General features: G+C 62.2%; 31 protein-coding genes and 1 tRNA gene. 8 read left to right on the forward strand and 24 right to left on the reverse strand.

The window, feature by feature from the left end:
* Window positions 1-22: 22 nt before the first annotated feature.
* The 9 genes from ATF69_RS12690 to rpsO form a co-directional block, all read right to left on the reverse strand.
* On the reverse strand, window positions 23-631 hold the full coding sequence (locus ATF69_RS12690) for an NADH-quinone oxidoreductase subunit C (RefSeq protein WP_146871191.1): 609 nt from the start codon (window positions 629-631) through the stop codon (window positions 23-25).
* A 10-nt stretch (window positions 632-641) separates the two neighbouring features.
* Window positions 642-1,121, reverse strand: a complete 480-nt coding sequence (locus tag ATF69_RS12695; protein WP_007849129.1) for a NuoB/complex I 20 kDa subunit family protein — start codon at window positions 1,119-1,121, stop codon at window positions 642-644.
* Window positions 1,122-1,145: 24 nt separating this feature from the next.
* Window positions 1,146-1,505 (reverse strand): NADH-quinone oxidoreductase subunit A, encoded by a 360-nt coding sequence (locus ATF69_RS12700; protein WP_056061547.1) that lies wholly within the window; start codon window positions 1,503-1,505, stop codon window positions 1,146-1,148.
* A 73-nt stretch (window positions 1,506-1,578) separates the two neighbouring features.
* Window positions 1,579-1,663 (reverse strand) — tRNA-Leu (locus ATF69_RS12705).
* Window positions 1,664-1,777: 114 nt separating this feature from the next.
* The gene (secG, locus tag ATF69_RS12710; RefSeq protein ID WP_146871192.1) at window positions 1,778-2,143 is read right to left on the reverse strand and encodes a preprotein translocase subunit SecG; all 366 of its coding nucleotides are present in this window, start codon (window positions 2,141-2,143) and stop codon (window positions 1,778-1,780) included.
* A 42-nt stretch (window positions 2,144-2,185) separates the two neighbouring features.
* On the reverse strand, window positions 2,186-2,935 hold the full coding sequence (gene tpiA / locus ATF69_RS12715; protein WP_146871193.1) for a triose-phosphate isomerase: 750 nt from the start codon (window positions 2,933-2,935) through the stop codon (window positions 2,186-2,188).
* Between the two features lie 2 nt (window positions 2,936-2,937).
* Window positions 2,938-3,924: an NAD(P)H-quinone oxidoreductase gene (locus ATF69_RS12720; RefSeq protein ID WP_146871194.1), complete on the reverse strand. Its 987-nt coding sequence runs from the start codon at window positions 3,922-3,924 to the stop codon at window positions 2,938-2,940.
* A gap of 95 nt (window positions 3,925-4,019) precedes the next feature.
* The gene (gene pnp / locus ATF69_RS12725) at window positions 4,020-6,263 is read right to left on the reverse strand and encodes a polyribonucleotide nucleotidyltransferase (protein ID WP_056061536.1); all 2,244 of its coding nucleotides are present in this window, start codon (window positions 6,261-6,263) and stop codon (window positions 4,020-4,022) included.
* A 207-nt stretch (window positions 6,264-6,470) separates the two neighbouring features.
* Window positions 6,471-6,737 carry a 30S ribosomal protein S15 gene (rpsO, locus tag ATF69_RS12730; protein WP_005793232.1) on the reverse strand — a complete coding sequence of 89 codons (267 nt, stop codon included), beginning with the start codon at window positions 6,735-6,737 and terminating at the stop codon, window positions 6,471-6,473.
* A gap of 347 nt (window positions 6,738-7,084) precedes the next feature.
* Between rpsO and ATF69_RS12735 the strand changes: the two genes are divergently transcribed.
* Entirely contained in the window at window positions 7,085-7,387 is a 303-nt protein-coding gene (locus tag ATF69_RS12735; protein WP_108497204.1) for a hypothetical protein, read from the forward strand.
* Window positions 7,388-7,481: 94 nt separating this feature from the next.
* Here the strand turns inward: ATF69_RS12735 and ATF69_RS12740 are convergent, their stop codons facing one another.
* Together ATF69_RS12740 and ATF69_RS12745 are read right to left on the reverse strand one after the other, a co-directional pair.
* The gene (locus ATF69_RS12740; protein ID WP_146871195.1) at window positions 7,482-7,958 is read right to left on the reverse strand and encodes a molybdenum cofactor biosynthesis protein MoaE; all 477 of its coding nucleotides are present in this window, start codon (window positions 7,956-7,958) and stop codon (window positions 7,482-7,484) included.
* Between the two features lie 48 nt (window positions 7,959-8,006).
* On the reverse strand, window positions 8,007-8,237 hold the full coding sequence (locus tag ATF69_RS12745; RefSeq protein WP_146871196.1) for a hypothetical protein: 231 nt from the start codon (window positions 8,235-8,237) through the stop codon (window positions 8,007-8,009).
* Window positions 8,238-8,324: 87 nt separating this feature from the next.
* Between ATF69_RS12745 and ATF69_RS12750 the strand changes: the two genes are divergently transcribed.
* The 3 genes from ATF69_RS12750 (at window position 8,325) to dapA (ending at window position 10,098) form a co-directional block, all read left to right on the forward strand.
* A complete protein-coding gene (locus tag ATF69_RS12750) occupies window positions 8,325-8,579 on the forward strand; it encodes a hypothetical protein (RefSeq protein ID WP_056061527.1) in 255 nt (84 codons plus the stop codon).
* Window positions 8,580-8,587: 8 nt separating this feature from the next.
* Window positions 8,588-8,947 (forward strand): hypothetical protein, encoded by a 360-nt coding sequence (locus ATF69_RS12755; RefSeq protein ID WP_146871197.1) that lies wholly within the window; start codon window positions 8,588-8,590, stop codon window positions 8,945-8,947.
* A 272-nt stretch (window positions 8,948-9,219) separates the two neighbouring features.
* Complete coding sequence (dapA, locus tag ATF69_RS12760; RefSeq protein WP_146871198.1) at window positions 9,220-10,098, forward strand: 4-hydroxy-tetrahydrodipicolinate synthase; 879 nt, start codon at window positions 9,220-9,222, stop codon at window positions 10,096-10,098.
* A 33-nt stretch (window positions 10,099-10,131) separates the two neighbouring features.
* On the opposite strand, the gene moaD is transcribed toward dapA, so the two are convergent.
* The 8 genes from moaD to ATF69_RS12800 all read right to left on the reverse strand — a co-directional run bounded on the left by moaD (window position 10,132) and on the right by ATF69_RS12800 (window position 17,890).
* A complete protein-coding gene (gene moaD, locus ATF69_RS12765) occupies window positions 10,132-10,383 on the reverse strand; it encodes a molybdopterin converting factor subunit 1 (protein ID WP_056061518.1) in 252 nt (83 codons plus the stop codon).
* Complete coding sequence (locus ATF69_RS12770) at window positions 10,380-11,621, reverse strand: molybdopterin molybdotransferase MoeA (protein WP_425291777.1); 1,242 nt, start codon at window positions 11,619-11,621, stop codon at window positions 10,380-10,382. The genes moaD and ATF69_RS12770 overlap by 4 nt, the downstream gene beginning before the upstream one ends.
* Entirely contained in the window at window positions 11,618-12,187 is a 570-nt protein-coding gene (gene mobB, locus ATF69_RS12775; RefSeq protein WP_015013258.1) for a molybdopterin-guanine dinucleotide biosynthesis protein B, read from the reverse strand. The genes ATF69_RS12770 and mobB overlap by 4 nt, the downstream gene beginning before the upstream one ends.
* A gap of 144 nt (window positions 12,188-12,331) precedes the next feature.
* Complete coding sequence (gene thrC, locus ATF69_RS12780; protein WP_146871200.1) at window positions 12,332-13,777, reverse strand: threonine synthase; 1,446 nt, start codon at window positions 13,775-13,777, stop codon at window positions 12,332-12,334.
* A gap of 39 nt (window positions 13,778-13,816) precedes the next feature.
* Window positions 13,817-14,131, reverse strand: a complete 315-nt coding sequence (locus tag ATF69_RS12785) for a response regulator (RefSeq protein ID WP_146871201.1) — start codon at window positions 14,129-14,131, stop codon at window positions 13,817-13,819.
* A 35-nt stretch (window positions 14,132-14,166) separates the two neighbouring features.
* Complete coding sequence (locus ATF69_RS12790) at window positions 14,167-15,501, reverse strand: homoserine dehydrogenase (protein ID WP_056061503.1); 1,335 nt, start codon at window positions 15,499-15,501, stop codon at window positions 14,167-14,169.
* 72 nt (window positions 15,502-15,573) lie between these two features.
* Window positions 15,574-16,605, reverse strand: coding sequence for a DUF1176 domain-containing protein (locus ATF69_RS12795; protein WP_146871202.1), 1,032 nt, complete (start codon window positions 16,603-16,605; stop codon window positions 15,574-15,576).
* A gap of 37 nt (window positions 16,606-16,642) precedes the next feature.
* On the reverse strand, window positions 16,643-17,890 hold the full coding sequence (locus ATF69_RS12800; RefSeq protein WP_146871203.1) for a pyridoxal phosphate-dependent aminotransferase: 1,248 nt from the start codon (window positions 17,888-17,890) through the stop codon (window positions 16,643-16,645).
* Window positions 17,891-18,039: 149 nt separating this feature from the next.
* On the opposite strand from ATF69_RS12800, the gene ATF69_RS12805 reads away from it, so the two are divergent.
* From ATF69_RS12805 to ATF69_RS12820, 4 genes are all read left to right on the forward strand, one after another.
* Complete coding sequence (locus ATF69_RS12805; RefSeq protein ID WP_146871204.1) at window positions 18,040-18,411, forward strand: Mth938-like domain-containing protein; 372 nt, start codon at window positions 18,040-18,042, stop codon at window positions 18,409-18,411.
* A 224-nt stretch (window positions 18,412-18,635) separates the two neighbouring features.
* The gene (locus tag ATF69_RS12810) at window positions 18,636-19,121 is read left to right on the forward strand and encodes a peroxiredoxin (RefSeq protein ID WP_015013251.1); all 486 of its coding nucleotides are present in this window, start codon (window positions 18,636-18,638) and stop codon (window positions 19,119-19,121) included.
* A gap of 240 nt (window positions 19,122-19,361) precedes the next feature.
* Window positions 19,362-21,122, forward strand: coding sequence for a PhoH family protein (locus ATF69_RS12815; RefSeq protein ID WP_146871205.1), 1,761 nt, complete (start codon window positions 19,362-19,364; stop codon window positions 21,120-21,122).
* 1 nt (window position 21,123) lies between these two features.
* Window positions 21,124-21,510 (forward strand): hypothetical protein, encoded by a 387-nt coding sequence (locus ATF69_RS12820; RefSeq protein ID WP_146871206.1) that lies wholly within the window; start codon window positions 21,124-21,126, stop codon window positions 21,508-21,510.
* A 129-nt stretch (window positions 21,511-21,639) separates the two neighbouring features.
* Here ATF69_RS12820 and dnaB read toward each other — a convergent pair whose 3' ends face one another.
* The 5 genes from dnaB to rpsF form a co-directional block, all read right to left on the reverse strand.
* Window positions 21,640-23,052, reverse strand: coding sequence for a replicative DNA helicase (gene dnaB, locus ATF69_RS12825; RefSeq protein WP_056061481.1), 1,413 nt, complete (start codon window positions 23,050-23,052; stop codon window positions 21,640-21,642).
* A 167-nt stretch (window positions 23,053-23,219) separates the two neighbouring features.
* Window positions 23,220-23,672 (reverse strand): 50S ribosomal protein L9, encoded by a 453-nt coding sequence (gene rplI / locus ATF69_RS12830; protein WP_015013247.1) that lies wholly within the window; start codon window positions 23,670-23,672, stop codon window positions 23,220-23,222.
* A 12-nt stretch (window positions 23,673-23,684) separates the two neighbouring features.
* Window positions 23,685-23,966 carry a 30S ribosomal protein S18 gene (gene rpsR / locus ATF69_RS12835; protein WP_005795932.1) on the reverse strand — a complete coding sequence of 94 codons (282 nt, stop codon included), beginning with the start codon at window positions 23,964-23,966 and terminating at the stop codon, window positions 23,685-23,687.
* A gap of 17 nt (window positions 23,967-23,983) precedes the next feature.
* Window positions 23,984-24,274, reverse strand: coding sequence for a primosomal replication protein N (priB, locus tag ATF69_RS12840; RefSeq protein WP_056061479.1), 291 nt, complete (start codon window positions 24,272-24,274; stop codon window positions 23,984-23,986).
* Window positions 24,275-24,292: 18 nt separating this feature from the next.
* Window positions 24,293-24,670, reverse strand: coding sequence for a 30S ribosomal protein S6 (gene rpsF / locus ATF69_RS12845; protein ID WP_015013245.1), 378 nt, complete (start codon window positions 24,668-24,670; stop codon window positions 24,293-24,295).
* Window positions 24,671-24,819: the final 149 nt, after the last annotated feature.

Consider the following 24,819-nt stretch of genomic DNA (forward strand, 5'->3'; position numbering starts at 1 on the left):
ATCACATGAGGCGCGAGGCGGCTCAGTGCAGGCCTCCGTACTTGTCTTCGCGGATGATGCGGGGCGTGATTTCCCGCGGCTCGATGGACACGGGTTCATACACGACACGGCGCTGCTCGGCGTCGTAACGCATTTCGACATGTCCAGACAAGGGAAAATCCTTGCGGAAAGGGTGCCCGATAAATCCGTAGTCCGTGAGAATGCGGCGCAGGTCGTTATGGCCATCAAACACGATGCCAAACAGATCGAAGGCTTCGCGTTCGTACCAGTTGGCTGCATTCCACAACTCAGCTACCGAAGCAACAACCGGGAAATCATCGTCTTGGCAGAACACCTTCACGCGCACTCGCTGGTTGAGGCTGACCGACAACAGGTGCGACACCACACAGTAGCGTGCACCCTCGTGGGCTGCATCGCCATATGCAGAATAGTCCACACCGCACAAATCGATCAGCTGCTCGAAACGGCAACGTTCCGAGTCGCGCAGCAAGCGCATCGCATCCAGATAGTCCGCAGCAGCGACCACCAGGGTGACCTCATCGAGAGCGATCGAAATCTGGCGCACTTTGGCACCCAGCGCCGCAGAGATATTCTCTTTAAGCTTCTCAGGCCGAATGGCAACAGCTGTCATCATCAACCCTTCAGACACGAGCAATGGTGTTGGTGCGGCGGATCTTCTGCTGCAGCTGGATGATCCCGTAGATCAGAGCTTCTGCCGTCGGAGGGCAACCTGGCACATAAACATCCACCGGCACGATGCGGTCACAACCGCGCACCACCGAATAGCTGTAGTGGTAGTAACCACCACCATTGGCACACGACCCCATCGACAGGACCCAGCGCGGCTCGGACATCTGGTCGTACACCTTGCGCAGTGCGGGGGCCATCTTGTTGCACAGCGTGCCCGCCACGATCATCAGGTCGGACTGACGAGGGCTGGCACGGAACACTTCCGCACCAAAACGACCGATGTCATACCGGGCCGCCGCAGCGTGCATCATCTCCACAGCACAGCAAGCCAGACCAAACGTCATCGGCCACAGAGAACCGGTCTTGGCCCAGTTCACCACGGAGTCGTAACTCGTGGTGATGAAGCCTTCCTTCATCACGCCTTCAATCATTGCATTGTCCTTGTTGAAGTCCGCTCATTCCCAATCCAGGGCACCCTTTTTCCATTCGTAGGCAAAACCCACGACCAGAATGGCCAGGAAAATCACGACCGCCACAAAACCGGCCACACCCACCTCGTGCAGCGTGACCGCCCACGGGAAGAGGAATGCGATTTCCAGGTCGAACAGAATGAAGAGAATGGCCACGAGGTAGTAGCGCACATCGAATTTCATGCGCGCATCCTCGAAGGCTTCAAAGCCACATTCGTAGGGGGAGTTCTTTGCGGCATCCGGGCGGTTGGGGCCCAGTATGTAGCCGAGTACAAGGGGGACAACGCCTACGGCGATGCCGACCAAGATGAACAAAAGGACGGGGAGGTACTGATCGAGGTTCATCTTGAGGATGTGCTCACCGCTGTGGCCTTGCCCGTCAGGACCCGAGCCGGGTCATGCAGGCAGGCCTTTGTTTTGGTGCCGTCGGCGAGACTCGAACTCGCACAGCTTTCGCCACTACCCCCTCAAGATAGCGTGTCTACCAATTTCACCACGACGGCTGATTTTTGCATCTGGATGGCATGAGGAACCTTGCGGCTTTGGCTTTCCAGACAATCCAGAATTCTACTCCGGAAAAACCCTGCTTCGGCCCTGCGGGCCGAAATTCAGTTCAATTATTTGGTCGGGATCTGCGCGGCGCCCGAAGCGGGAGCGGCAGGCGCTGCAGGCACCTCAGAAGCAGGTCCGCCGGCAGGCACGGCAGCGGCTGGCGTTTCCAGAACGCTGCCCGAACTGGCGGGACGAGCGTTACCAAAGTAGGCCAACGCGAGCGTAGAAACAAAGAACACTGCAGCCAGCACGGCCGCGGTACGGGACAGGAAGTTGGCGCTGCCGCTGGCGCCAAAGAGGCTGCCCGAACTGCCGCTACCGAAAGCCGCCCCCATGTCGGCTCCCTTGCCATGCTGAATCAAGATCAGGCCGATCATGGCCAGGGCCGCCAACATCTGCACCGCCAAAATCACATTCACGATCACGTTCATTCTCTGTTCACTCCTGATTGAATTGTTTGACTCGCAGCCGCCTCAACGAGCGGCCGCAATGATTTGTAGAAAGTCGGGCGCCTTCAGCGAAGCACCACCGACCAGGCCACCGTCGATATCGGGCTGCGCCAGCAACTGGGCTGCATTGGCCGCATTCATGCTGCCGCCGTACAGCAACCGGATGCGGTCCGCATGCTCGCTCGCAGCTGCCAGCTGGGTGCGCAGCACGGCATGCACGGCTTGCGCCTGCTCCGGCGACGCAGTGCGACCCGTGCCAATGGCCCACACAGGCTCGTAAGCCACCACGATCTCGCTGATGCAATGACCGTTGAGATGAATTACCGCTGCCAGTTGCCGCTTGACCACCGCCTCGGTCAGTCCCGCTTCACGCTCCTGCAGTGTTTCCCCCACGCAGACCACCGGCGTCACACCGGCCGCCAGCGCGCGCTGGGCCTTCTCCGCCACAATCGCGTCCGTTTCACCATGGTACTGGCGGCGCTCAGAGTGCCCAACCAGCGCATAGCGCACACCAAAATCCTTCAGCATGGCCACCGATACCTCACCAGTGTAGGCACCCGCCTCGTGCGAAGACACATCCTGTGCTGCCACCGCAATGGCAGTGCCGGCCGTCAACGCCTGCACCTGCGCCAGATAGGGCGCTGGCACTGCGACGGCCACATCACAAGCCACATCTGCAGCACCCGCAATCAAGGCCTTCAACAAAGCTTCGTTGGCAGCGAGGCCGCCATTCATCTTCCAGTTGCCAGCGATGAATTTTTTCTTGTTGTTCATGATTACCACGTCAAAACAATCTTGCCAACATGCTGGTTGGACTCCATCAGCGCATGGGCTTGTGCCGCATCCGCAGCAGCAAACGTGCTGTGGATGACCGGACGCACCTTGCCCGCTGTCAGCAAGGGCCAGACATGCTCACGCAGCGCCCGTGCAATCGCACCCTTGAAAGCCACGGGACGCGGACGCAGTGTGGACCCTGTGATGGTGAGCCGCTTGCGCAGCACCAACCCGGCATTGAAACCGCTCTGCACACCCCCTTGCACGGCGATGATGACGATCCGGCCGCCCTCGGCCAGGCATTCGACCTCGCGGGCGACATAGTCACCCGCCACCATATCGAGCACCACATCAACACCACGCGCCTCGGTGATTCGTTTCGCCTCGGCCACAAAGTCCCGAGACTTATAGTTGACGGCGTGGTGCGCGCCCAGCGCCAGGCACGCTGCACACTTGTCATCGCTCCCAGCGGTGGCAATCACGGTAGCACCAAAGGCACGTGCCAGCTGAATAGCCGTCACGCCAATGCCACTCGTACCGCCTTGCACCAGGAAGGTTTCACCGGCTTGCAAACGCGCACGGTCAAAGACATTGCTCCACACCGTGAAGAACGTCTCCGGAAGTGATGCAGCCTCTACGTCACTGAAGCCGTCAGGCACCGGCAGGCATTGCACCACCGGCGCCACACACCACTGGGCATAACCACCACCCGCCACCAAGGCGCAAACACGGTCACCCACACGAATGCCCGCCTCTGCCATCGCCAAAGCATCGCCCGACTCAACCACCCCCGCGACCTCCAGCCCCGGAAGGTCCGAGGTGCCAGGAGGCGGCGCATAGTGGCCCATTCGCTGCAATACATCTGGGCGGTTGATGCCACTGGCCGCCACGCGGATCAGCAGCTCACCCGCACCCGCTACAGGAGCGGGGCGCTCACCCAGACGCAGCACCTCAGGCCCGCCAAACGATGTGATCTCAACAGCATGCATAACGGGGTTTACCGAAGATGGATTCAGATGATTTAGGCCGCTAGCGCATGATTTATATGCACCAGCAGCTACCAAATCAATAGCAGATCAACAATTTAGCCATTCACCTGAACAGACGCACCATCTGCAGGCAGGGCCTGCTGCTGTTGCTGCTCTGCGGGATGACGGCCGCCATCGCGACCATGATCACGGCGGGGTTCGCGATCGCCACGTTCTGCAGGCGCTGGACGGTCGCTGCCACCGGCGGGACGATCTGCCAACACCTTCATGGACAGCTTGATACGGCCCTTTTCGTCGGTTTCCATGACCTTGACCTTCACGATCTGGCCTTCGGTCAGGTAGTCAGACACCTTTTCGACGCGCTCGTGAGCGATCTGGCTGATGTGCAGCAGACCATCCTTGCCAGGCAGCAGATTGATCAGCGCGCCAAAGTCGAGGATCTTGGTCACAGGGCCTTCGTAGATCTTGCCGATCTCGACTTCTGCCGTGATCTGCTCGATGCGCTTCTTGGCTTCGTCGGCCTTCGCAGCGTCGGTGGCGGCAATGGTGATGGTGCCGTCTTCCTCGATGTTGATCTGGCAGCCAGTTTCTTCGGTCAGCGCACGGATCACCGCGCCGCCCTTGCCGATCACGTCACGAATCTTCTCGGGGTTGATCTTCATGGTGTACAGCTTGGGCGCGAAGTTCGACACTTCGGTCTTGGCTTCACCCATGGCCTCCTGCATCTTGCCCAGGATGTGCATGCGCGCTTCCTTGGCCTGGGCCAGTGCCACTTGCATGATTTCCTTGGTGATGCCCTGGATCTTGATGTCCATCTGCAGGGCCGTGATACCGCCCGTGGTACCCGCCACCTTGAAGTCCATGTCACCCAGGTGATCTTCATCACCCAGGATGTCGGTCAGTACGGCGAAACGGTTGGCGTCCTTGATCAACCCCATCGCAATACCAGCCACGTGGGCCTTCATGGGCACGCCGGCATCCATCAGCGACAGGCAGCCGCCGCAGACCGAAGCCATCGACGAGGAACCGTTGGACTCAGTGATTTCCGACACCACACGCATGGTGTAGGGGAATTCTTCCTTGGTCGGCAGCACAGCAACCAGCGCGCGCTTGGCCAGACGGCCGTGGCCGATTTCGCGGCGCTTGGTCGAGCCCATGCGGCCCACTTCGCCGGTGGCGAAGGGAGGCATGTTGTAGTGCATCATGAAGCGGTCTTCGTACTCGCCAGCCAGTGCATCGATGCGCTGTGCATCACGCTCGGTGCCCAGCGTGGTCACGACCAGCGCCTGGGTTTCGCCACGTGTGAACAGGGCTGAGCCGTGGGCGCGGGGCAGCACGCTGTTGCGGATCTCGATGGGGCGGACGGTGCGCGTATCGCGGCCGTCGATGCGGGGCTCGCCAGCCAGGATCTGGCTGCGCACGATGCCCGCTTCGATGTCGAACAGCATGCCTTCAACCTTGACGGCGTCGAACTCAACACCATCGGCCTTCAACGCCGCCATCACGGCTGCATAAGCTTCGCGGCAGGCCTGGGTGCGGGCTTGCTTGTTGCGGATCTGGTAGGCAGCGCGCAGCTTGTCGTCGGCCAGTGCCACCACCTTGGCGATCAGGGCTTCGTCCTTGGCAGGCGCTTCCCATTGCCACACGGGCTTGCCCGCGTCGCGCACCAGTTCGTGAATGGCGTTGATGGCCACATTGCCTTGCTCGTGACCGAACACCACGGCACCCAGCATGATTTCTTCAGACAGCTGCTGGGCTTCAGATTCGACCATCAGCACTGCGGCTTCGGTACCCGCCACCACCAGATCCATCTGCGAGTTCTTGCGCGCAGTCTGGCCAGGGTTGAGCACGTACTCGCCGTTGATATAACCCACGCGTGCGGCACCAATGGGTCCGTTGAACGGAATGCCAGAGATGGCCAGGGCAGCACTGGTAGCGATCAACGCAGCGATGTCGGCATCTACTTCAGGATTCAGCGACACCGTGTGGATCACCACGTGCACTTCATTGAAGAAACCTTCGGGGAACAGCGGACGGATCGGGCGGTCGATCAGGCGGCTAGTCAGGGTTTCGTGCTCGCTGGGCTTGGCTTCGCGCTTGAAGAAGCTGCCAGGGATCTTGCCGGCCGCGTACGTCTTCTCGATGTAGTCCACCGTCAGGGGAAAGAAGTCCTGGCCGGGCTTGGCGGACTTGGAGGCGACCACAGTGGCCAGCACCACGGTGTCGTCAATATTCACCAGCACGGCGCCAGAGGCCTGGCGGGCGATTTCGCCGGTTTCCATGATGACGGTCTTGTCACCCCATTGGAAGGTCTTGGTGACTTTGTTGAAAATGCTCATGTTCAGCTCCTGTTTTAATAGCTGGTAGTGCCCTACCAGATTGTCTTGGAGAGCAATTCAGAACACGATGCCATTCCAGGGAAGTTCTGCGCCAGGCAGTAACAACAACTTCATTGGAATGACACAGCTTCGCTCTGTTTTGCGGCTCCGAAGTAAAAAACGCCTGAGCTAGCGGACTAACCCAGGCGTTTTGGCATGCAATGAAGATTACTTGCGCAGACCCAACTTGGCGATCAGCGCGGTGTAACGGTCAGCGTCCTTGGCCTTCAGGTAGTCCAGCAGCTTACGACGGCGGCTCACCATGCGCAGCAGGCCACGGCGACCATGGTGGTCCTTGGCGTGCGTCTTGAAGTGGGGAGTCAGTTCGTTGATGCGAGCGGTCAGCAGGGCCACTTGCACTTCTGGGCTACCAGTGTCATTGGCAGCACGGGCGTTCGCCTTGACGACTTCGGCCTTGATGGAGGATGCGATCATGTTTTTCCTTGAATGTAGTCTGCCGCAGGCGGAAGACCATGGTTTTTACTTGCGCCAGCAGCTGGAACGGCCGCAGGCGTGCGTCTTGCACCATGCAAAACCCGCGGATTATAACCCGAGGCCCTCAATTCGCCTCTGCCCGGCCTATCGGCACCTTGCCAGCCCGATATCGCCGGACCAGAACACGGGGGCTTGCTGCCGCCCTTCGCCGCCGGTATAGCGTAGAGAATACGCCGCAGCACAGGCCTCATCGGCGTGAGCCCGCCTCGACGCATTGCAGCCCAAGCTCACCTTAAGATCACCCGGCGCCCCGGCATCCCAACATTCACTCCCCCGGACCACTCAACATGCCATTCCCCCCGGCCCTCCACCCATCGACCAACGTGGCACTGCGCAAGGTTATCGCTCCCCTGCTTTTGTGGATGCTGGCCCTTGGCCTCGGGCTGCATACCGGGGCAAGCCACGCCACCACCAAAAATGCGACCCAAAGCGGCCATAGCGAAGTGAGCAAGAAAAAGAAATCCACCAAAGTAAAACAGGAGCGAAGCTCATCCGAGGAGAGCCGCTCGGAACGCGACCGCCGGCTGTATCGGGAGTGCAAGGGGCGCGCCAATGCGGGCGCCTGCCTCGGATACACCCACAAACCGTGACCCCACACACCACGCTGCCAAGCCTGAAGTCATCCGCATCCCTCAGAGACACCCCGGGGCGTGGCGCCGGCGCTGCGAAAAGGCCGTGGCTTGTTCAGGCGTTGGCCGCCGTGATCCCCCAGCGCGCGAGCGCTGCATCGTCACTCACCCGTGCATCCACCCAGCGAGCGCCATGTGAGGTTTGCTCTTTTTTCCAGAACGGCGCCTGGGTCTTGAGGTAGTCCATCAAAAACTCGCAGGCCTGAAAACTCTGACCCCGGTGGGCACTGGTCACCGCCACCAGCACGATCTGGTCCAGGGGCTGCAGCAGACCTACGCGGTGAATCACGCGGGCGCCAAAAATATCGAAGCGCCGAAAGGCCTCGTCCACCATGGCCTCGATAGATTTTTCGGTCATGCCAGGGTAGTGCTCTAACTCCATGGAGGACACCTTATCCCCCTCGTTGCGATCACGGACAGTGCCCACGAAGCTGCAGACAGCGCCCACACCCTTGTTCTCACGACGCAAGGTAGCGATTTCGATGGACAGGTCAAAGTCCTCGGTCTGAATAGAAACGCGGGGCAAGGTCATGACAAAAGGCTCTCAGCAGGGAGTGTGGAGTTCAGACAGGAAGTCGCGTCAGGGCGAACGATGCAGCCGTGGTGCAGCCAGCAAGGCGCGTTCTTCCTCCACCACCTTGTTCAACTGCACCAGTGCGGGCGATGGGGGCAACTGCGCCAGCAATGCCTGCAGCCGAGTGACGTCGCCCACGGTCGGTGCCACCTTGATCTGAGCAATGGCAGCGGGCAGGTTGCCGCCCCGAACCAACGCCAGCACCTTGGCGGGCCATTCACTTTTATTGCGTGCCATAGATTGGTAATAACGTTTGTCTGTACGATTCGCCCGCACTGTACCCGCATGCGATCCGGTACGTGATCTTCCAAGCCCTTTCCACCCATGGCCACACAAACGATTCAGACCGATCTCTACAAGCTCTACCCATCCCCGCGCAATACGGTCCGCGATGTGTTCGAGCACCAGGTCTTCGTGCCCCACCCCTACGCCATCATTGACTTGGATGTGATGGAGCTGGCGGGCAAAACGACGCTGTTTGGTGCCTGCCGCCTGTCGGACATGAAAATGGGCCAGGTGGTGACTTTCGAGCTGGCCTCCGATCAGGCCAAGTTCGAACGGCTGTTCACCCCCGACTAAACCACCCCATGGATGACGACAACCAGATCCACGTGCCGCCCTCCTTCATGGCGGTTTACACCGACACCCGAGGGCGCCTGACGGAAAAGGCGGACGGCGTGCGCGCCCGCTACGAACTGTGCGAAGACCTGGCAGGCCACCTGGTGGAGCACGCGCAGACGCTGTACCACGTGCAGGCGCCTTCCGAGACCGAGATCCTGCAGCGCATCCACGCGGGGCTGTGCACGGCCGAATCCGGCGTGGCGGTGGCCGAAGCGACATGGATCGTCACCCGGCTGGCAGAGCTGCTGGTGTGGCAATGCCCCGTGCTGGTGCCGCCGCAGCCTGAATCTGCAGCCGACGCGGCCCAGCCACCGCAGGCAGGCTGACCAACCTTGGGACACGGTGGGCGCTTGGCTATACTGCGGCCCATGTCCACGCACACCCCCTTTGCCATGACCGCCGCACTTGCGGTGGCGTTGCAGTGCGTGGGCAAAACCAAAAAACCAGAGCTCATCTGACCGGAGCTGTGGTTCCGTCCGGATGAGCGACGGAACCACCTGGTAGGGAAATTTCCTTTTCTCTTTTCACTCCCCGGCATTCCGCGCGCGCTCCCTCCGGACGGTTCTTCCCCTGGTCGAACCCTGAAAGGACGCTTCGCATGTCTGCCACCGATACCGCTACCTCCCACCAGCCGCTGTTCAGCGGGCTCTGGATCGCCTTGGTCACACCGTTCAAGGACGGCGCCGTGGATCACCCGGCCCTTGCCGCCCTCACCACCCGGCTGCGTGCCGACGGCGTTGCGGGCTTCGTTGCCTGCGGCTCGACCGGTGAGGCCGCGGCCCTCGACAAGGCCGAGCAACTGCAGGTGCTGGATACCGTGCTCAGCGCCGCCCAGGGTTTGCCCGTGGTGATGGGCGTGTCGGGCTACCACCAGGGCCAGGTGCTGGAGCAGGTGCAGGCCCTTGCACACTACCCGGTGGCAGGCCTGCTGGTGTCCGCCCCGCACTACATCCGCCCCTCGCAGGAGGGCCTGCTGCACTGGTTCCGCACTCTGGCCGATGCCAGCGCGGTGCCCCTGCTGATCTACGACATTCCGTACCGCACAGGCGCCACGCTCACCACCGAAACGCTGCTGGCGCTGGCGGCACATCCGCGCATAGAGGCCATCAAGGACTGTGGCGGCAACACGGCCAAGACGCAGGCCCTGATCGCCGATGGCCGGCTGCAGGTGCTGACGGGCGAAGACGCGCAGATCTTCCATACGCTGGCCCTCGGCGGCGCAGGCGCCATCTCTGCCTGTGCACACTGGCAGACGCCGCTTTTTGTGGAGTTGATGGCATTGCTGCGTCAGGGCGACCTGCCCGCAGCCCGCCATTTGTGGCAGGCCTTGCAACCCTGGGTGGAAGCGTGTTTTGCAGAGCCCAACCCTGCCCCGCTCAAGGCCATGCTGGCGCATGCAGGGTGGATGCACAGTGAACTGCGCGCGCCGATGATGCCGGCCTCAAAGGCGCTGCAAGATCGTTTGAAGGCGCTTTGAGGTGACGTGCTGGCGAGCGCGGGAGCGCCCTGGCTAGCCGCCCGTCACCGGGGGGAAGAAAGCCACCTCGGCCCCATCGGCCAGGGTGGCGGACTCGTCGCTCAAGGTCTGGTTGAGTGCCATGCGCACGGCCCGGCCCCGCGCCAGGCTGCTGGCATGGGCACCACCGCGTGCGATGAGCTCGTCGCGCAAGGCGCCCAGCGTGGTGGCAGCGGTTTCGACCGCCTCGCTGCCGTGCCCAATGGCCTCACGGATCGAGGCAAAGTAGCGCACAGAGACCTTCATCCCAGCAACTCCGAAAACGCGATAAACCGCACCATATCGCCTGGCGCAATCGTCTGGCCCGCCGGGTTGTCCACCACGCCATCACCCCAGGCGGCCGAAGTGAGCACGCCCGAACTCTGGTTGTTGAACAGGTCCAGTCCGCCCGCCGCGTTGTGCCGCACGCGCAGAAATTCGCGGCGTTTATCGGCTTTGGGCCAGGTGAAATCGGCACGCACCGCCACGGCCTCTGGAGTCACGTCCTGCACGCCCTGCAGCCGCAGCACAAAGGGCCGCACCAGCAATGCAAAGGTCAGAAAGCTAGACACCGGGTTGCCGGGCAGGCCCATGAAGTGGGCAGCACCGCCTTCACGCGGGATCTGGCCATAGGCAAACGGCTTGCCGGGCTTCATCGCTATCTGCCACAGGTCCAGCGTGCCCAGAGTCTCCACAGCAGGCTTGATGTGGTCTTCCTCACCCACACTCACGCCCCCGCTGGTCAGGATCAGGTCGTGCGCGCTGCTGGCCTGGCGCAGGGCGTCGATGGTGGCCTCGCGCCGGTCGGGCACGATGCCCAAATCGGTCACCTCGCAGCCCAGGCGTAGCAGCATCGCACGCAGGAAAAAGCGGTTGCTGTTGTAGATGGCACCGGGGCGCATCTGCTCGGGCGGGACTTCGCCGGGCATGACCAGTTCATCGCCCGTAGAAAACAGCGCCACGCGCGGGCGGCGCACGACCTGCAGCTGGTGCTGACCAATGCTGGCGGCCAGGCCCAGTTCGGCCGGAGTGAGACGCGTGCCAGCCGACAGCACCACCGCACCCCGGGTGATGTCTTCGCCAGCACTGCGAATCCACTGGCCCGCTTGGGGCACAGCGTTGACCCGCACCGAACCCAGGCCATCGGCGGCCGCCAAGGCCTCGCAGTCCTCCTGCATCAGGATGGCATCGGCGCCTGCAGGCACCGGCGCGCCGGTGAAGATGCGCGCCGCCGTGCGAGGCAGCAGCGGGTCGCCCGCACTGCCCGCAGGAATGCGCTGCGACACGGGCAACACCACACCGGCCGCCGCCACATCGGCGCAACGCACGGCATAGCCGTCCATCGAGCTGTTGTCCTGCGGGGGCACTTGCAAGGCCGACACGCAGTTCTGCGCCAGCACACGGCCGTCGGCATCAAAAGTGGTGACCGTGTCGGTGCCCGGCAGCGGGTGGGCTTGCGCCAACAGGTCTGCCAGTGCCTCGTCCAGCGGCTTGAGTGGCTTCATTGCGGAGCGCATGGCAGCAGCCCCCCGTGCAGTTCCCAGTTGTATTCAAAGCGGTGTTCGTACTGGATGAGCCAGTCCACCACCTGGTCGGGCGCGTTGAGGTCCAGCAGCGGTAGTTGCGTGGGCACCGGCAGGCTCTCGGGCGCATCGGTGGCCACAGCCACCACAAAGTCATCTTCCGGGTAGCGCACGGGCTTGGCCAGTTGCCCGGGCTCTGGCGCGCGCCAGACCTCGATCTTGAGCAGGTCGCTGTCCTTGAAACCCTCCACCAGCACCCAGTCCACGCCCTGGTACAGCTCCGCCAGCAGGTGGTGCACGCTGAGAGTGGCGGGCTGCTCGAACTCGCGCACCAGCATCAGGCGCTTGTCCGATGCCGCGACCACCTCGAAAGCCCCCGCCTCGCGGTGGCGGTAGGTGTCCTTGCCCGGGTGGTCCACATCAAAACTGTGGTGGGCATGCTTGACCACCGACACTCGCAGGCCCCGCAGCCGCAGCGCGGGGATCAACTGCTCGACCAGCGTGGTCTTGCCACTGCCGGAAAACCCGGCAAAACCGACAACCTTCATCCACTGCTCCTTGATTAGCTATGTTATTTATAGCTTTAAGTGCATACCAGACTAGCGCCCGGGGCAATATTGACCACAAAAGAGCCTGTCCTGGCCCGCCCGGCATCTGCCGGCCGCTCACGCGGACAGGCAGGTACAGACCGTTCACCCCAACGCTGCAGGGGAGCAATGGCGTTCGATGTAGGCCTTGACCAGGTCCACATCGGCGGGCATCACCTGTACACGCTTGGGCAGGTCTTCGATGCCTGCAAACTTGGCAGGCCGCTCGGGCGCATGGCCCAGCGCTTCGACGATGGTTTCGGCAAACTTGATGGGCAGCGCCGTTTCCAGCACGATCATCGGTACGTTGGGGTCTTGGTGATGCTCCAGGGCCACCTTCACCCCGTCGGCGGTGTGGGTGTCGATGGTCACGCCATGTCGCTGATAGTTGTCGCGGATGGTGGCCAGGCGGTCGGCGTGGGTGCTCTTGCCACTTTCAAAACCGTATTTGGTGGCGGCATCGGCAAACAGCGGCTCTGCGCTCAAGTCAAAGCGGCCGTAGGTTTGCAATGCAGCGCCGAACAAGGCCTTGGTACGTTGGCCGTTGCGGCCCAGCAGGTCGAAAATGAAACGCTCGAAGTTGCTGGCCTTGCTGATATCCATCGAAGGGCTGGACGTCTCGTGCGTGTCGGCACTGCTGCGCACGCGGTACACGCCGGTGCGGAAGAACTCGTCGAGCACGTCGTTCTCATTGGTGGCCACCACCAGCTTGGCAATGGGCAGGCCCATCATGCGCGCCACATGGCCCGCGCACACGTTGCCAAAGTTGCCCGATGGCACCGTGAAACTCACCTTCTGGTTGTTGGTCTCGGTGGCCTGGATGTAGCCCGCAAAGTAGTACACCACCTGTGCCAGCAGGCGCGCCCAGTTGATGGAGTTGACGGTGCCGATCTTGTACTTGTGCTTGAAGGCGTGGTCATTGGAGACGGCCTTGACAATGTCCTGGCAGTCGTCGAACACACCTTCGATGGCGATGTTGTGGATGTTCTCGTCCTGCAGGCTGAACATCTGCGCCTGCTGGAAGGCGCTCATGCGGCCGTGCGGGCTGGTCATGAAGACACGCACGCCCTCTTTGCCGCGCATCGCGTATTCGGCGGCGCTGCCGGTGTCGCCGCTGGTGGCGCCCAGGATGTTGAGCTGCTCGCCACGGCGGCCCAGCTCGTACTCGAACAGGTTGCCCAGCAGCTGCATGGCCATGTCCTTGAAAGCCAGCGTGGGGCCGTTGGACAGGGCTTCGAGCCACAGACTGTTTTCGAGGTGGCGCAGGGGCACGATCTCGCCCGTGCCAAACACTTCGGCGGTGTACGTCTTGGCGCAGATGGCCTTCAAATCGGCGGCAGGAATGTCGTCGATGTAGAGCGACAGGATCTGAAACGCCAGCTCGGCGTAGCCTTGCTCGTGGTAGGCCTTGCGCAGGCGCGTGAGCATGGCGTCATCCACCTGCGGGTAATGCTCGGGCAGGTACAGGCCACCATCGGGCGCTAGGCCTTCGAGCAGGATGTCGCAGAACTGTTTGCGGTCTGCATGGCCGCGGGTGCTGAGGTACTTCATGAAGGATTCCCGTCGGTATCGGTGAAGGTGGTGAACTGGCTAAAAGCTGATGCCGTACACACGGATGTCAATGTAGAGACGCGAGGCGATCAGCAGGAAGAACCCGCCGATCAGGATGAGCCAGTGCAGCGCCCGGTCCTGGCGGTTGTCGGTGCACTCCAGCAGCACAAAGTACAGCCACGCGGCCAGAAAGCTGCCCACACCGTTGAGCAGGGCCTGTGTGCGCGACATGGCCCCGAACAGGGCCAATGCGACCAGCAGGCCGAACCAGAACGCCAGATGCCAGCGCGGCAGATCGACATGCGCCATCTTGAGCAGCGCCGACAGCGTGAGGGCGGCAACCAGAGTGGGCATGGCGAGGCAGCATCATGGTGTGGCGTGGCCCATCATCAGTTGAGTTCTTCCTTGCGAATGCGCGTGATGGGTGCCAGCACGGTCGGCAGCGCCTGCATTTGTGCAATGACGGCATCCATCGTGCCTTCGCGGGTGTCGTGGGTCAGGATGATCAGGTCGGTCTGCGTCGATCCCTCGCCGCCCACTTCGTCAGCCTCGCGCTGCAGCACGGCATCGATGCTCACGCCTGCCTCGGCCAGCAGGCCGGTGACCTTGGCCAGCACGCCAGCCTGGTCGGCGACGCGCAAGCGCAGGTAGTAGCTGGTGACCACTTCGCTCATCGGCAGCACGGGCAGCTGGTCCATGGCGCCCTGCAGCGTGTTGGCCTGGAAGGCCAGGTGCGGCACGCGGTGTTCAGGGTCGGCCGTGTGCAAGCGTGCGATGTCTACCAGGTCGGCGATCACTGCACTGGCGGTGGGCTCACTGCCTGCGCCCTTGCCGTAGTACAGCGTGGTGCCCACGGCATCGCCCTGCACCACCACGGCGTTCATCGCGCCTTCGACGTTGGCAATCAGGCGCTTAGAGGGTACGAGGCTCGGGTGCACGCGCAGCTCGATGCCCTTTTCGGCGCGCTTGGTGATGCCCAGCAGCTTGATGCGGTAGCCCAGTTGTTCTGCGTATTTGATGTCGGCGGCGGAGAGTTTGGTGATGCCTTCCACATAGGCCTTGTCGAACTGCACCGGGATGCCGAAAGCGATGGCGCTCATCAACGTCGCCTTGTGCGCGGCATCCACGCCTTCAATGTCGAAGGTGGGGTCGGCCTCGGCATAGCCCAGGCGTTGCGCTTCTTTGAGCACCACGTCGAAGTCCAGGCCCTTGCTGCGCATCTCGGACAGGATGAAGTTGGTGGTGCCGTTGATGATGCCGGCGATCCACTGGATGCGGTTGGCCGTGAGGCCTTCGCGCAGCGCCTTGATGATGGGAATGCCACCGGCCACGGCGGCCTCGAAGGCCACCATCACACCCTTGGCCGATGCGGCCGCAAAAATCTCGGTGCCATGAACGGCCAGCAGCGCCTTGTTGGCGGTGACCACATGCTTGCCTGCAGCAATGGCTTCGAGCACCAGTGCACGTGCGATGCCGTAGCCGCCAATCAACTCGATCACGATGTCGATGTCGGGGTTGGCGATGATGGCACGGGCGTCGTTGACCACCTGGATGCCGTCACCCACCACAGCCTTGGCGCGCGCTACGTCCAGGTCCGCCACCATGGTGATCTCGATGCCACGGCCAGCACGGCGGCTGATCTCGTCCTGGTTGCGCTGCAACACGTTGAACACGCCGCTGCCGACGGTGCCGATGCCCAGAAGGCCTACTTGGATGGGTTTCATAGCAATGGGAAGGGAAAGAAAAACAATGATTCGGGAGGGATGTAGAGGGCGCGGTGTCGAGCAGCAGATCCCTCAACGCGTGACATAGGTCGGCAACTGCCAGGCGCCGCCCGCAAAGCCACGGCACATGCCGTCGCCAGACTCGCCGCGCAGCACAAAACCCTGGCCGTCGAACTGCCACTCACGCACCCACCAGCAGTCGCCAATGCCCCGGCCCTTCATTGCCGAATGCACCGTGCCCGAGGCCGGATCGAAATCGCCGTCCACGTCCTGCAAGGGCTCTGGCTTGTAGGGCGGGCGGTCGTTGGCCACCCACAGCAGGCTGCTGAAGTTGTAAGCGCCCATGCCACAGGGCACGGACAGCAGCACCTTGCGCTCTGTGAGCCGGTAGACCTGCACATTGGCGGGGTTGAACGCATCGTCGCCGTTGCACTGGCCTTCGGTACTGGCGCGGTCCAGCACAGCCACCAGCGGCTTGGCCAGTGCGGCATCCCCCTTGCGCGCAGGCATCGGGGTCACAGCCTTGATGACAGGGGCAGGCAAAGACGGCAGCACGGAAGCCTCTGGCTTCGTGCCCTTGCGCACCAAGGCGCCCGGTGTGCCCACCCGGCCCTGGGCCTCGTCCATCTTGAGCAGAACCGCGGTGACACCCGCCAGTGACAGCAACCAACGGTCCTTGCCAGCGGCCACCATGGCCTCTTCGTTCTTGAGCAGCTCCTGCAGCAGGCGGGGCACCTGCGCTGCAGGCACTCTGGGGGTGTCGCCCTTGAGCCCTGGCAAAGACAGTGTGCCCACCTTGAGGTGCAGCGACGCTGGAGTGGCTTTCTCGGTGGACACCTGCAGGTCCACCAGCACCGGCGTGTCAGGTCCCGCCTCGCGGGTCAGGCGCATGGAGACCGGCTCCGACTCGCCACTCTCCGACTGGTACCCCACAGCCCTGCAAGTGCGGGTGTTGTCGCATTGCAAGGCCCAGTCCTTGTGCTGGAAGCTCACGGGCTCTTTGCCCTTGTCGGCAGCCTGCACAGCAGCGCCGTGCAAGCCCGCTGCCACCAGCCCACAGGCGGCGACATGCCGGGCCAGGTCAAGAACGGGGGGGCTGTGCATGGAGCGTATCGCCTTGTCTTCTGGGCAACGCGACGGATCAGGCCGCGACGGCTGCCGCAGCGGTCTGCTTGCGCTTTCGGTATTGCTCCAGGAAACGCGCCACGCGGCCAATGGCATCGCGCAGGTCGTCTTCATGGGGCAGGAACACGATGCGGAAATGGTCCGGAGCAGGCCAGTTGAAACCCGTGCCCTGCACCAGCATGACCTTCGTCTCCTGCAGCAACTCCAGGAAGAACTGCTGGTCGTCCTCGATGGGATACACCGCCGGGTCGAGGCGCGGGAACATGTACAGCGCGGCCTGAGGTTTCACACAGGTCACGCCCGGGATGGCCGTGATCAGTTCATAGGCCAGATCACGCTGCTTGCGCAGGCGGCCGCCCTCACAGACCAGTTCGTTGATGCTCTGGTAACCACCCAGCGCCGTCTGCACGGCCCACTGGCCAGGAACGTTGGCACAAAGTCGCATGTTCGAGAGCATGTTCAGGCCCTCGATGTAGTCCTTGGCGGGCTTCTTGTCGCCCGAGACCACCAGCCAGCCAGCACGGTAACCGCAAGACCGGTAGCTTTTGGACAGCGAGTTGAAGGTGAGCGTAAGCACATCCTCGCTCAGCGAGCCGATGGCCGTGTGCTTGGCGCCGTCGTATAACACCTTGTCGTACACCTCGTCCGCAAAGATCACCAAGCCGTGTTCGCGGGCGATGGCCACGATGCCCTTGAGCAACTCGACTGAGTACAGCGCACCCGTGGGGTTGTTGGGATTGATGACCACGATGCCTTTGGTACGCGGCGTGATCTTGGCGCGGATGTCCTCGAGGTCGGGCATCCAGCCATTGGCCTCATCGCACAGGTAGTGCACGGGCGTGCCGCCCGACAGGCTGGCCGCAGCGGTCCACAGCGGGTAATCCGGCGATGGCAGCAACAACTCATCGCCCGTGTCCAGCAACGCATTGGTGGCCATCACGATCAGTTCGCTGGCGCCGTTGCCCAGGTAGATGTCATCCAGCACCACGCCCTTGATGCCCTGCTTCTGGGTCTCGTGCATCACGGCCTTGCGTGCGGCGAAGATGCCTTTGCTGTCCGAGTAGCCCGCCGAGTTGGGCAGGTTGCGGATCATGTCCTGCTGGATTTCTTCGGGGGCATCAAAGCCAAACACCGCCAGATTGCCGATGTTGAGCTTGATGATCTTGTGCCCATCCTCCTCCATCTGCTTGGCCGCGTCCATGATCGGGCCCCGGATGTCGTAGCAAACATTGGCGAGCTTGGCGGATTTTTGGACGGTTTTCATGCGCTGACAGTAGTGCGGTGGGGTCAGGAGGCCGCCGGAGCCGGCGCCCTCAGGCGAAACCTATAATTTGACCACAGAACCGTTGCCATCCCCTGGCGCCGGGCGCCGCTGCCACACCCCGCAGCACCTGAGGCCCACCACTTCCTGCCATGAAATTCCAGCCCGACCGCTCCAACGCTCAGACCATCAGCGGCTACGGCCCCGGCTGGATCGGCATCGACGCCGACAAGATCACCCACAGCGTCATCATCGGGTCGGCAGGCCTGCGCCAGCCCTGGCCCTGCACCCGCTTTGAGGACCTGACCCCGGAGCATTTCGCCCAGTTGGCCGGGCTGGAAACCGAACTGGTCATTTTTGGCAGCGGGCTGCGCAATCGTTTTCCCCCGCCCGCATGGCTGGCTCCCCTGATAGCGCGGCGAGTCGGGCTGGAGACCATGGACACCCAGGCAGCATGCCGCACCTACAACATCCTGGCGAGCGAAGGACGCAACGTGGTCGCGGCCCTGATTCTGGAAGTCTGAACGGGCGCTCACGGCCTGCATCAAAGTCTGGCGCACCGGGAATGCCACTTATGCACGGCCGTGCCAAAGTGCCCGCCGCCCCACGCAGGACACACTGTCTTACATTTGGCCGGGAACCGATTTCAGGGTAAAATCACCGGTTGCGGTCGGGGGCACCACCAAGAGCAATAACACACCCACTCCCCCGGCTTACCAACGACTACATCCTAAGAGATTGAAGTGATATGGCGATCGTTGTCAACAAACCCCTCCCTGAATTTGAAGCCAACGCAACCGGTGGTATCAAGGTCTCCAACACCTCCCACCTTGGCCAAATTCTGGTTCTCTACTTCTATCCCAAGGACAACACGCCGGGCTGCACCACGGAGGCCATGCAGTTTCGCGACAAGTACAAAGATTTCGTGAAAGCTGGCGCCGCAGTGTTTGGCGTCTCTCGCGACAACATGAAGTCGCACGACGACTTCAAGGAAAAGCTGGAACTGCCGTTCGAGCTGATCGCCGACACCGAAGAAAAGATGTGCCACATGTTCGGCGTGGTCAAGAACAAGATCATGTACGGCAAGAAGGTCAAGGGCATCGAGCGCAGCACCTTCCTGATCGGCCCCGATGGCCTGCTGGTGCAAGAGTGGCGTGGTCTCAAGGTACCAGGCCATGTGGACGAAGTCCTCAAGACCGTCAAATCCCTCAAGGCCCTGAAAAAGGCCGCCTGAGCGGACAACCTGATCGCATCAGCGCTGCGGCGACCGTTGCAATCCACCAAAGGGCACTGGAGCATCCACGCGACACACCGCCCGTTTTGCTCTGGCAAGACACATGGAGTGGGCATAATGGATCAATGCCCCTGGTTCTTGCACCGTTAGCACCCATCCAAAAAGCCGCCTTGGCCTCCAGGCGGCTTTTTGCTTTCTGACCCCATCCGTTACCCCTTTACCGACCGAGGCCCTGCCACCATGCCCCTGCCCCCCGCCCCCAGCCGGCGCGCTGCACTCCTCGCGCCAGAAGCCTTTGAAGTCACGGCCCGCCCCCGCGTAGCCACCACCTCGGCCAACGAAGCCGTTGCCATGCCTCAGCGCGCCGCTGCAGCCCCAGCCCGCGCGGGACGCAAGGCAGACAGTGTGGCCTCGTCGCTGGCAGCGCCTGACACCGTTCCACTGCTACAGATCGAGACACGAACCCGGACAGCCGCCCCCTCTGCCGCTCCCGTGGCTCGCAGCACTGGCACGCGCAAGGCGCGCGGTACCGCCACTCCTCCTGCCGTCACCGCCAGCCCCGCGCCAGCCACCGCAACCACCACACGCAGCCGCAAGTCCGCATCGCACGGCCCGACCAAGCTCTTCGTGCTAGACACCAATGTGCTCCTGCATGACCCGACCAGCCTGTTCCGCTTTGAAGAGCACGACATCTTCCTGCCGATGATCGTGCTGGAAGAATTGGACGGCCACAAGAAAGGCATGACCGAAGTCGCGCGCAACGGCCGCCAAGCCAGCCGCACCCTGGATGCGCTGGCGGCCGCCCAGGGCGCCGACATGGCCAAGGGCCTCAAGCTCGACTCCACCGGCCAGCGCGCCGCGGGCGGCCACCTGTTCTTCCAGACCGTACCGCTGGATTACAGCCTGCCCACCAGCCTGCCCCCCGGCAAGGCCGACAACCAGATCCTGGGCGTGGTCGAAGCCCTGCGCAAGCTGCACGCCCCGCGCGAGGTGGTACTGGTATCCAAGGACATCAACATGCGCGTCAAGGCGCGCGCCCTGGGCCTGAACGCCGAGGACTACCAGAACGACAAGACGCTGGAAGATGGCGACCTACTGTACGCCGGCGTGCTGGCCCTGCCCCCCGACTTCTGGGCCAAGAGCGGCAAGAATGTGGAAAGCTGGCAGAGCGGCGCCCACACCTACTACCGCATCGGCGGGCCCATCGTGCCGCAGCTGATGATCAACCAGTTTGTGTACTTCGAGGCCCCCGGCGAGCCCAGCCTGTTTGCGCGCGTGAGCGAGATCCGTGAAAAGACTGCGGTGCTGCAGACGCTCAAGGACTATGGCTCCACCAAGAATGCTGTGTGGGGCGTGACCACGCGCAACCGCGAGCAGAACTACGCCATGAATCTGCTCATGGACCCCGAGATCGACTTCGTGACCCTGACCGGCACTGCAGGCACCGGCAAGACCCTGCTGGCCCTGGCCGCGGGCCTCACTCAGGTGTTGGACGACCGCCGCTACACCGAGATCATCATGACCCGCGCCACCGTGAGCGTGGGAGAAGACATCGGCTTCCTGCCCGGCACCGAAGAAGAGAAGATGGGCCCCTGGATGGGCGCACTGGATGACAACCTGGAGTTTTTGGCCAAGGGCGATGGCGGCAACGCAGGCGAGTGGGGCCGCGCGGCCACCAATGAGCTGATCCGCAGCCGCATCAAGATCAAGAGCATGAACTTCATGCGCGGGCGCACCTTCCTGAACAAGTACGTGATCATCGACGAAGCGCAGAACCTGACGCCCAAGCAGATGAAGACGCTGATCACCCGCGCAGGCCCCGGCACCAAGATCATCTGCATGGGCAACCTGGCGCAGATCGATACACCGTACCTGACCGAAGGCTCCTCCGGCCTGACGTATGCGGTGGACCGCTTCAAGGGCTGGCCACACAGCGGGCACATCACGCTGGCGCGGGGCGAACGCTCACGCCTGGCGGACTTCGCCAGCGAGGTGCTCTGAGTTGGCGGCAGGCTGGGTTGCAGCACTGAAGCTGGTGCCCTGGGGCGACGTCATCGAGGCGACGCCCCAGATCCTGCAGGCGGCCAAGAAGCTGCTGGGCACCACCCAAAAAGGGAATGCCGAAGCGGCGACGGGTGCACTCGATGGTGCCGTTGGCGAGCCCGCCATTCCGGTGGCCTTGCAGCTTCAGCATCTGCGTGACCGCGTGGCGCAATTGGAGCGGGAGCAGCAGGAGTCCGCCATGCTGATCCAGTCCCTGGCCGAACAGCATGCCCAGGTGGTGCAGGCGGTGGAAGTGCTGCGCCGACGCCAACAATGGCTCACCGTGGCGGTGAGCATGCTGGCAGTGGCATGCGCAGGTTTGCTGGTGTGGGTACTAACTCAATAGTGCAATAGCGATACCGCGCATGCCGGGAGCCTGGAACCACGGGCACTGTACGGCATTGCGCCAGAACTTGTTCGCTATAAATTCAATAGCTGCCAGCGCATATAAAACCGGCGCTAGCAGCTATTTTTATTAGAAATCGTCGCCGGAACCCATCGCCAGGTTCTCAAAGCGCGTCTGGTTCTTCTGGAAGAACAGCTTCACGGTTCCGGTGGGGCCGTTCCGCTGTTTGCCGATGATGACCTCGGCCACATTGGGCTCCTTGGAGTCCTTGTTGTAGTAGTCGTCGCGGTAGATGAACATGATGATGTCCGCGTCCTGCTCGATGGCGCCCGATTCGCGCAGGTCGGACATCATGGGGCGCTTGTCGGTACGCTGCTCCACCGAGCGGTTGAGCTGAGACAGCGCGATCACCGGGCACTGCAGCTCCTTGGCCAGCATCTTGAGGCCCCGGGAAATTTCCCCAAGCTCCGTCGCCCGGTTGTCCGATCCCGACGAACCCGAGCCGCTCATGAGCTGCAAGTAGTCCACCACGATCAGGCCCAGCTTGCCGCACTGGCGCGCCAGACGGCGCGCGTTGGCACGCAGCTCGCTGGGCGTGAGGCCCGGGGTTTCGTCGATGTGCAGCGACACCGTGCGCAGCTTTTCGATGGCTTCGGTCAGGCGCGGCCATTCATCGTCGGTGAGCTTGCCGGTGCGCAGGTTGCCCTGGTTCACCCGGCCGATCGAGCCCACAATACGCACCGCCAATTGAGCTGCGCCCATTTCCATCGAGAAGATGGCGACCGGCAAGCCCTCGTTGAGCGCCACGTGCTCAGCGATGTTCACCGCGAACGAGGTTTTGCCCATGGACGGGCGTGCTGCCAGCACCACCATGTCGCCCGCCTGCAAGCCACTGGTCATGCGGTCCAGGTCGGCAAAGCCGGTGGGGACGCCCGTGACGTCCACAGGGTTGTCAGCCATCTCCTGCACGCGGTCGAGCAGGTCAATCACCAGCGTGTCGAGCGACTGGAAGCCCTGCTTGGTGCGCGAACCCTCTTCGCCAATGGCAAAGATCTTGGCCTCGGCTTCGTCCAGGATGCGTTCCACCGTTTTACCCTGGGGGTTGAACGCGTTGGTCGAAATTTCGTCGCTGGCCGTGACCAGCTTGCGCAGGATGGCGCGTTCGCGAACGATTTCGGCATAGCGCCGAATATTGCTGGCACTGGGTACGTATTGCGCCAGATTGTTCAGATAGGCCAGCCCGCCCATCTCCTGCGCCTTGCCCTGGTTCTGCAGATGCTCGAACACCGTGATCACGTCGGCTGGCTTGCTGGCATTGATCAGCGCGCCAATGGCCGTATAGATCATCTGGTGTTCATGGCGGTAGAAATGGCTCTCCACCAGCAAGTCGCCCACACGGTCCCAGGCGTTGTTGTCCAGCAGCAGCCCCCCCAACACGCTGGACTCCGCCTCGATGGAGTGCGGCGGCACACGCAACTGGGCAATTTCACGGTCCGGCACGGGCGTGAATCCATCATCAAGGGGTGGGAAAACGGCAGACATGGAATCCTCGGAGTCAACCCGGCATGCTATCGCCCACGCGGCGTGTCGTCATGGCACAAGTCTGTGGATAAGGCGGGGGTAACCCGTGGGCAACCGTGTACAAACTACGGTCACACAAAGACAAAAGCCGCCCAAGGGCGGCTTTTTTGAGAGGTCCTGACGGACGATCAGGCGGTTTCGCCGTAGACCGACACGTTGACTTCCACGACCACGTCGGTGTGCAGAGCAACGCTCACAGCGCTGTCGCTCACGACCTTGATCGGGCCGTTGGGCAGGCGGATTTGCGACTTGGCAACCTTATAGCCTTGCTTGTTCAGCTCTTCGGCAATGTCATGGTTGGTCACGGAACCAAACAGACGGCCATCCACGCCAGCCTTTTGTGTCAGCTTGACAGTGGTACCGGCCAGCTTTTCACCTTGGGCCTGGGCTTCTGCCAGCTTGGCAGCAGCGGCCTTTTCGAGTTCAGCGCGCTTGGCTTCGAACTCTGCCTTGGCGGCTTCCGTGGCGCGACGTGCGCGGCCGGCGGGAATCAGAAAGTTGCGGGCATAGCCGTCTTTGACCTTGACGATTTCACCGAGGTTGCCGAGGTTCACAACCTTGTCGAGCAGGATGATTTGCATGGGTTGTGCTCCTTAGATCTTGTGCTGGTCGCTGTAAGGCACCAGGGCCAGGAAGCGTGCGCGCTTGATGGCAGTGTTCAGCTGACGCTGGAAGATGGCGCGCGTGCCGGTCAGGCGTGCGGGGATGATCTTGCCGTTTTCGGCGATGAAATCGCGCAGCGTATCGACATCCTTGTAGTCGATTTCTTCAACACCGGTCACCGTGAAGCGGCAAAAGCGCTTGCGCTTGAACAGCAGGGACTGGGTGTTGCGCTTTGGGCGCTTGTCTTTGTTGAACTTCTTGAACGTGGCCATTGCGGACCCCTTGAAAATTAATTTTGTTGAATATCCTGGATGTGCAGCACTGCAGTCTTGCCATTGCGCGGTGTGGCCAGAAATCCATGAAAAGTCCAGAGACTTCCGATGTTTTGCCTTGCCAGTCGCTCAGCCATCGCTCCAAAGGCGGTGGCTTTCATGGCGGCCTTGACTTCGCGGGGATGGCCTGCCTCAGTTTGCTGGGACTCGTGTTCGAGGCGCAGCGTGAGGGCAGGCAGTCCGGCGGGCGTGTACCGCAAGGGCTCAGCCTCTGCGATACAGGCGGTCAAGACGACGCGGTTCTCCACTCCAAAGAGAGAAGAGGATCAGCGCTCGCCGGCCGCTGCGTATTCAGCTTGGCTGGCCTTGCGGGCTTCTTCGCGCTCGACGGTCTTCATCATGGAAGAAGGACCGGTTTCAGCCTTCTTCTTTTGCACGGTCAGGTGGCGCAGCACGGCGTCGTTGAACTTGAAGGCGTGCTCCAATTCAGCCATCACAGCCTGGTCGGCTTCGATGTTTACGCACAGGTAGTGGGCCTTGGCCAGCTTGTTGATCAGGTACGCCAGTTGACGACGGCCCCAGTCTTCCACGCGGTGCACCTTGCCACCGCCAGCGGTGATCATGCCCTTGTAGCGCTCCAGCATGGCTGGAACTTGTTCGCTTTGATCCGGATGGATCAACAAAATGATTTCGTAATGACGCATGCAGACTCCTTTTGGGTGAGACCACCCACCGCGTCTAGAAGTGGTGTGGCAAGGGAAAGCCTGCGATTATAACCCGACCGCTTGCGCTTGTACACTCAGCACACCCGCTACAGCATCGTCCACACCCCATTTGTCCAGCCATGGAAGGT

Origin of the sequence: Acidovorax delafieldii, assembly GCF_007993815.1 — a bacterium.
Classification (GTDB): domain Bacteria; phylum Pseudomonadota; class Gammaproteobacteria; order Burkholderiales; family Burkholderiaceae_C; genus Acidovorax; species Acidovorax delafieldii.

Bases quoted from the DNA above. Each gene is read 5' to 3' on its own strand.
- ATF69_RS12750 (WP_056061527.1), top strand. From the start codon at position 8,325: ATGGCCACACAAACGATTCAGACCGATCTCTACAAGCTCTACCCATCC.
- rplI (WP_015013247.1), bottom strand. From the start codon at position 23,672: ATGCAAATCATCCTGCTCGACAAGGTTGTGAACCTCGGCAACCTCGGT.
- ATF69_RS12810 (WP_015013251.1), top strand. From the start codon at position 18,636: ATGGCGATCGTTGTCAACAAACCCCTCCCTGAATTTGAAGCCAACGCA.
- ATF69_RS12785 (WP_146871201.1), bottom strand. From the start codon at position 14,131: ATGCCCACTCTGGTTGCCGCCCTCACGCTGTCGGCGCTGCTCAAGATG.
- ATF69_RS12695 (WP_007849129.1), bottom strand. From the start codon at position 1,121: ATGATTGAAGGCGTGATGAAGGAAGGCTTCATCACCACGAGTTACGAC.
- ATF69_RS12720 (WP_146871194.1), bottom strand. From the start codon at position 3,924: ATGCATGCTGTTGAGATCACATCGTTTGGCGGGCCTGAGGTGCTGCGT.
- ATF69_RS12745 (WP_146871196.1), bottom strand. From the start codon at position 8,237: ATGGCACGCAATAAAAGTGAATGGCCCGCCAAGGTGCTGGCGTTGGTT.
- ATF69_RS12690 (WP_146871191.1), bottom strand. From the start codon at position 631: ATGACAGCTGTTGCCATTCGGCCTGAGAAGCTTAAAGAGAATATCTCT.
- ATF69_RS12805 (WP_146871204.1), top strand. From the start codon at position 18,040: ATGAAATTCCAGCCCGACCGCTCCAACGCTCAGACCATCAGCGGCTAC.
- ATF69_RS12800 (WP_146871203.1), bottom strand. From the start codon at position 17,890: ATGAAAACCGTCCAAAAATCCGCCAAGCTCGCCAATGTTTGCTACGAC.
- ATF69_RS12735 (WP_108497204.1), top strand. From the start codon at position 7,085: ATGCCATTCCCCCCGGCCCTCCACCCATCGACCAACGTGGCACTGCGC.
- rpsF (WP_015013245.1), bottom strand. From the start codon at position 24,670: ATGCGTCATTACGAAATCATTTTGTTGATCCATCCGGATCAAAGCGAA.
- mobB (WP_015013258.1), bottom strand. From the start codon at position 12,187: ATGAAGGTTGTCGGTTTTGCCGGGTTTTCCGGCAGTGGCAAGACCACG.
- thrC (WP_146871200.1), bottom strand. From the start codon at position 13,777: ATGAAGTACCTCAGCACCCGCGGCCATGCAGACCGCAAACAGTTCTGC.
- rpsR (WP_005795932.1), bottom strand. From the start codon at position 23,966: ATGGCCACGTTCAAGAAGTTCAACAAAGACAAGCGCCCAAAGCGCAAC.
- rpsO (WP_005793232.1), bottom strand. From the start codon at position 6,737: ATGATCGCATCCTCCATCAAGGCCGAAGTCGTCAAGGCGAACGCCCGT.
- ATF69_RS12795 (WP_146871202.1), bottom strand. From the start codon at position 16,605: ATGCACAGCCCCCCCGTTCTTGACCTGGCCCGGCATGTCGCCGCCTGT.
- ATF69_RS12770 (WP_425291777.1), bottom strand. From the start codon at position 11,621: ATGAAGCCACTCAAGCCGCTGGACGAGGCACTGGCAGACCTGTTGGCG.
- moaD (WP_056061518.1), bottom strand. From the start codon at position 10,383: ATGAAGGTCTCTGTGCGCTACTTTGCCTCGATCCGTGAGGCCATTGGG.
- dnaB (WP_056061481.1), bottom strand. From the start codon at position 23,052: ATGTCTGCCGTTTTCCCACCCCTTGATGATGGATTCACGCCCGTGCCG.
- ATF69_RS12700 (WP_056061547.1), bottom strand. From the start codon at position 1,505: ATGAACCTCGATCAGTACCTCCCCGTCCTTTTGTTCATCTTGGTCGGC.
- tpiA (WP_146871193.1), bottom strand. From the start codon at position 2,935: ATGAACAACAAGAAAAAATTCATCGCTGGCAACTGGAAGATGAATGGC.
- dapA (WP_146871198.1), top strand. From the start codon at position 9,220: ATGTCTGCCACCGATACCGCTACCTCCCACCAGCCGCTGTTCAGCGGG.
- ATF69_RS12740 (WP_146871195.1), bottom strand. From the start codon at position 7,958: ATGACCTTGCCCCGCGTTTCTATTCAGACCGAGGACTTTGACCTGTCC.
- pnp (WP_056061536.1), bottom strand. From the start codon at position 6,263: ATGAGCATTTTCAACAAAGTCACCAAGACCTTCCAATGGGGTGACAAG.
- secG (WP_146871192.1), bottom strand. From the start codon at position 2,143: ATGAACGTGATCGTGAATGTGATTTTGGCGGTGCAGATGTTGGCGGCC.
- ATF69_RS12755 (WP_146871197.1), top strand. From the start codon at position 8,588: ATGGATGACGACAACCAGATCCACGTGCCGCCCTCCTTCATGGCGGTT.
- ATF69_RS12790 (WP_056061503.1), bottom strand. From the start codon at position 15,501: ATGAAACCCATCCAAGTAGGCCTTCTGGGCATCGGCACCGTCGGCAGC.
- ATF69_RS12815 (WP_146871205.1), top strand. From the start codon at position 19,362: ATGCCCCTGCCCCCCGCCCCCAGCCGGCGCGCTGCACTCCTCGCGCCA.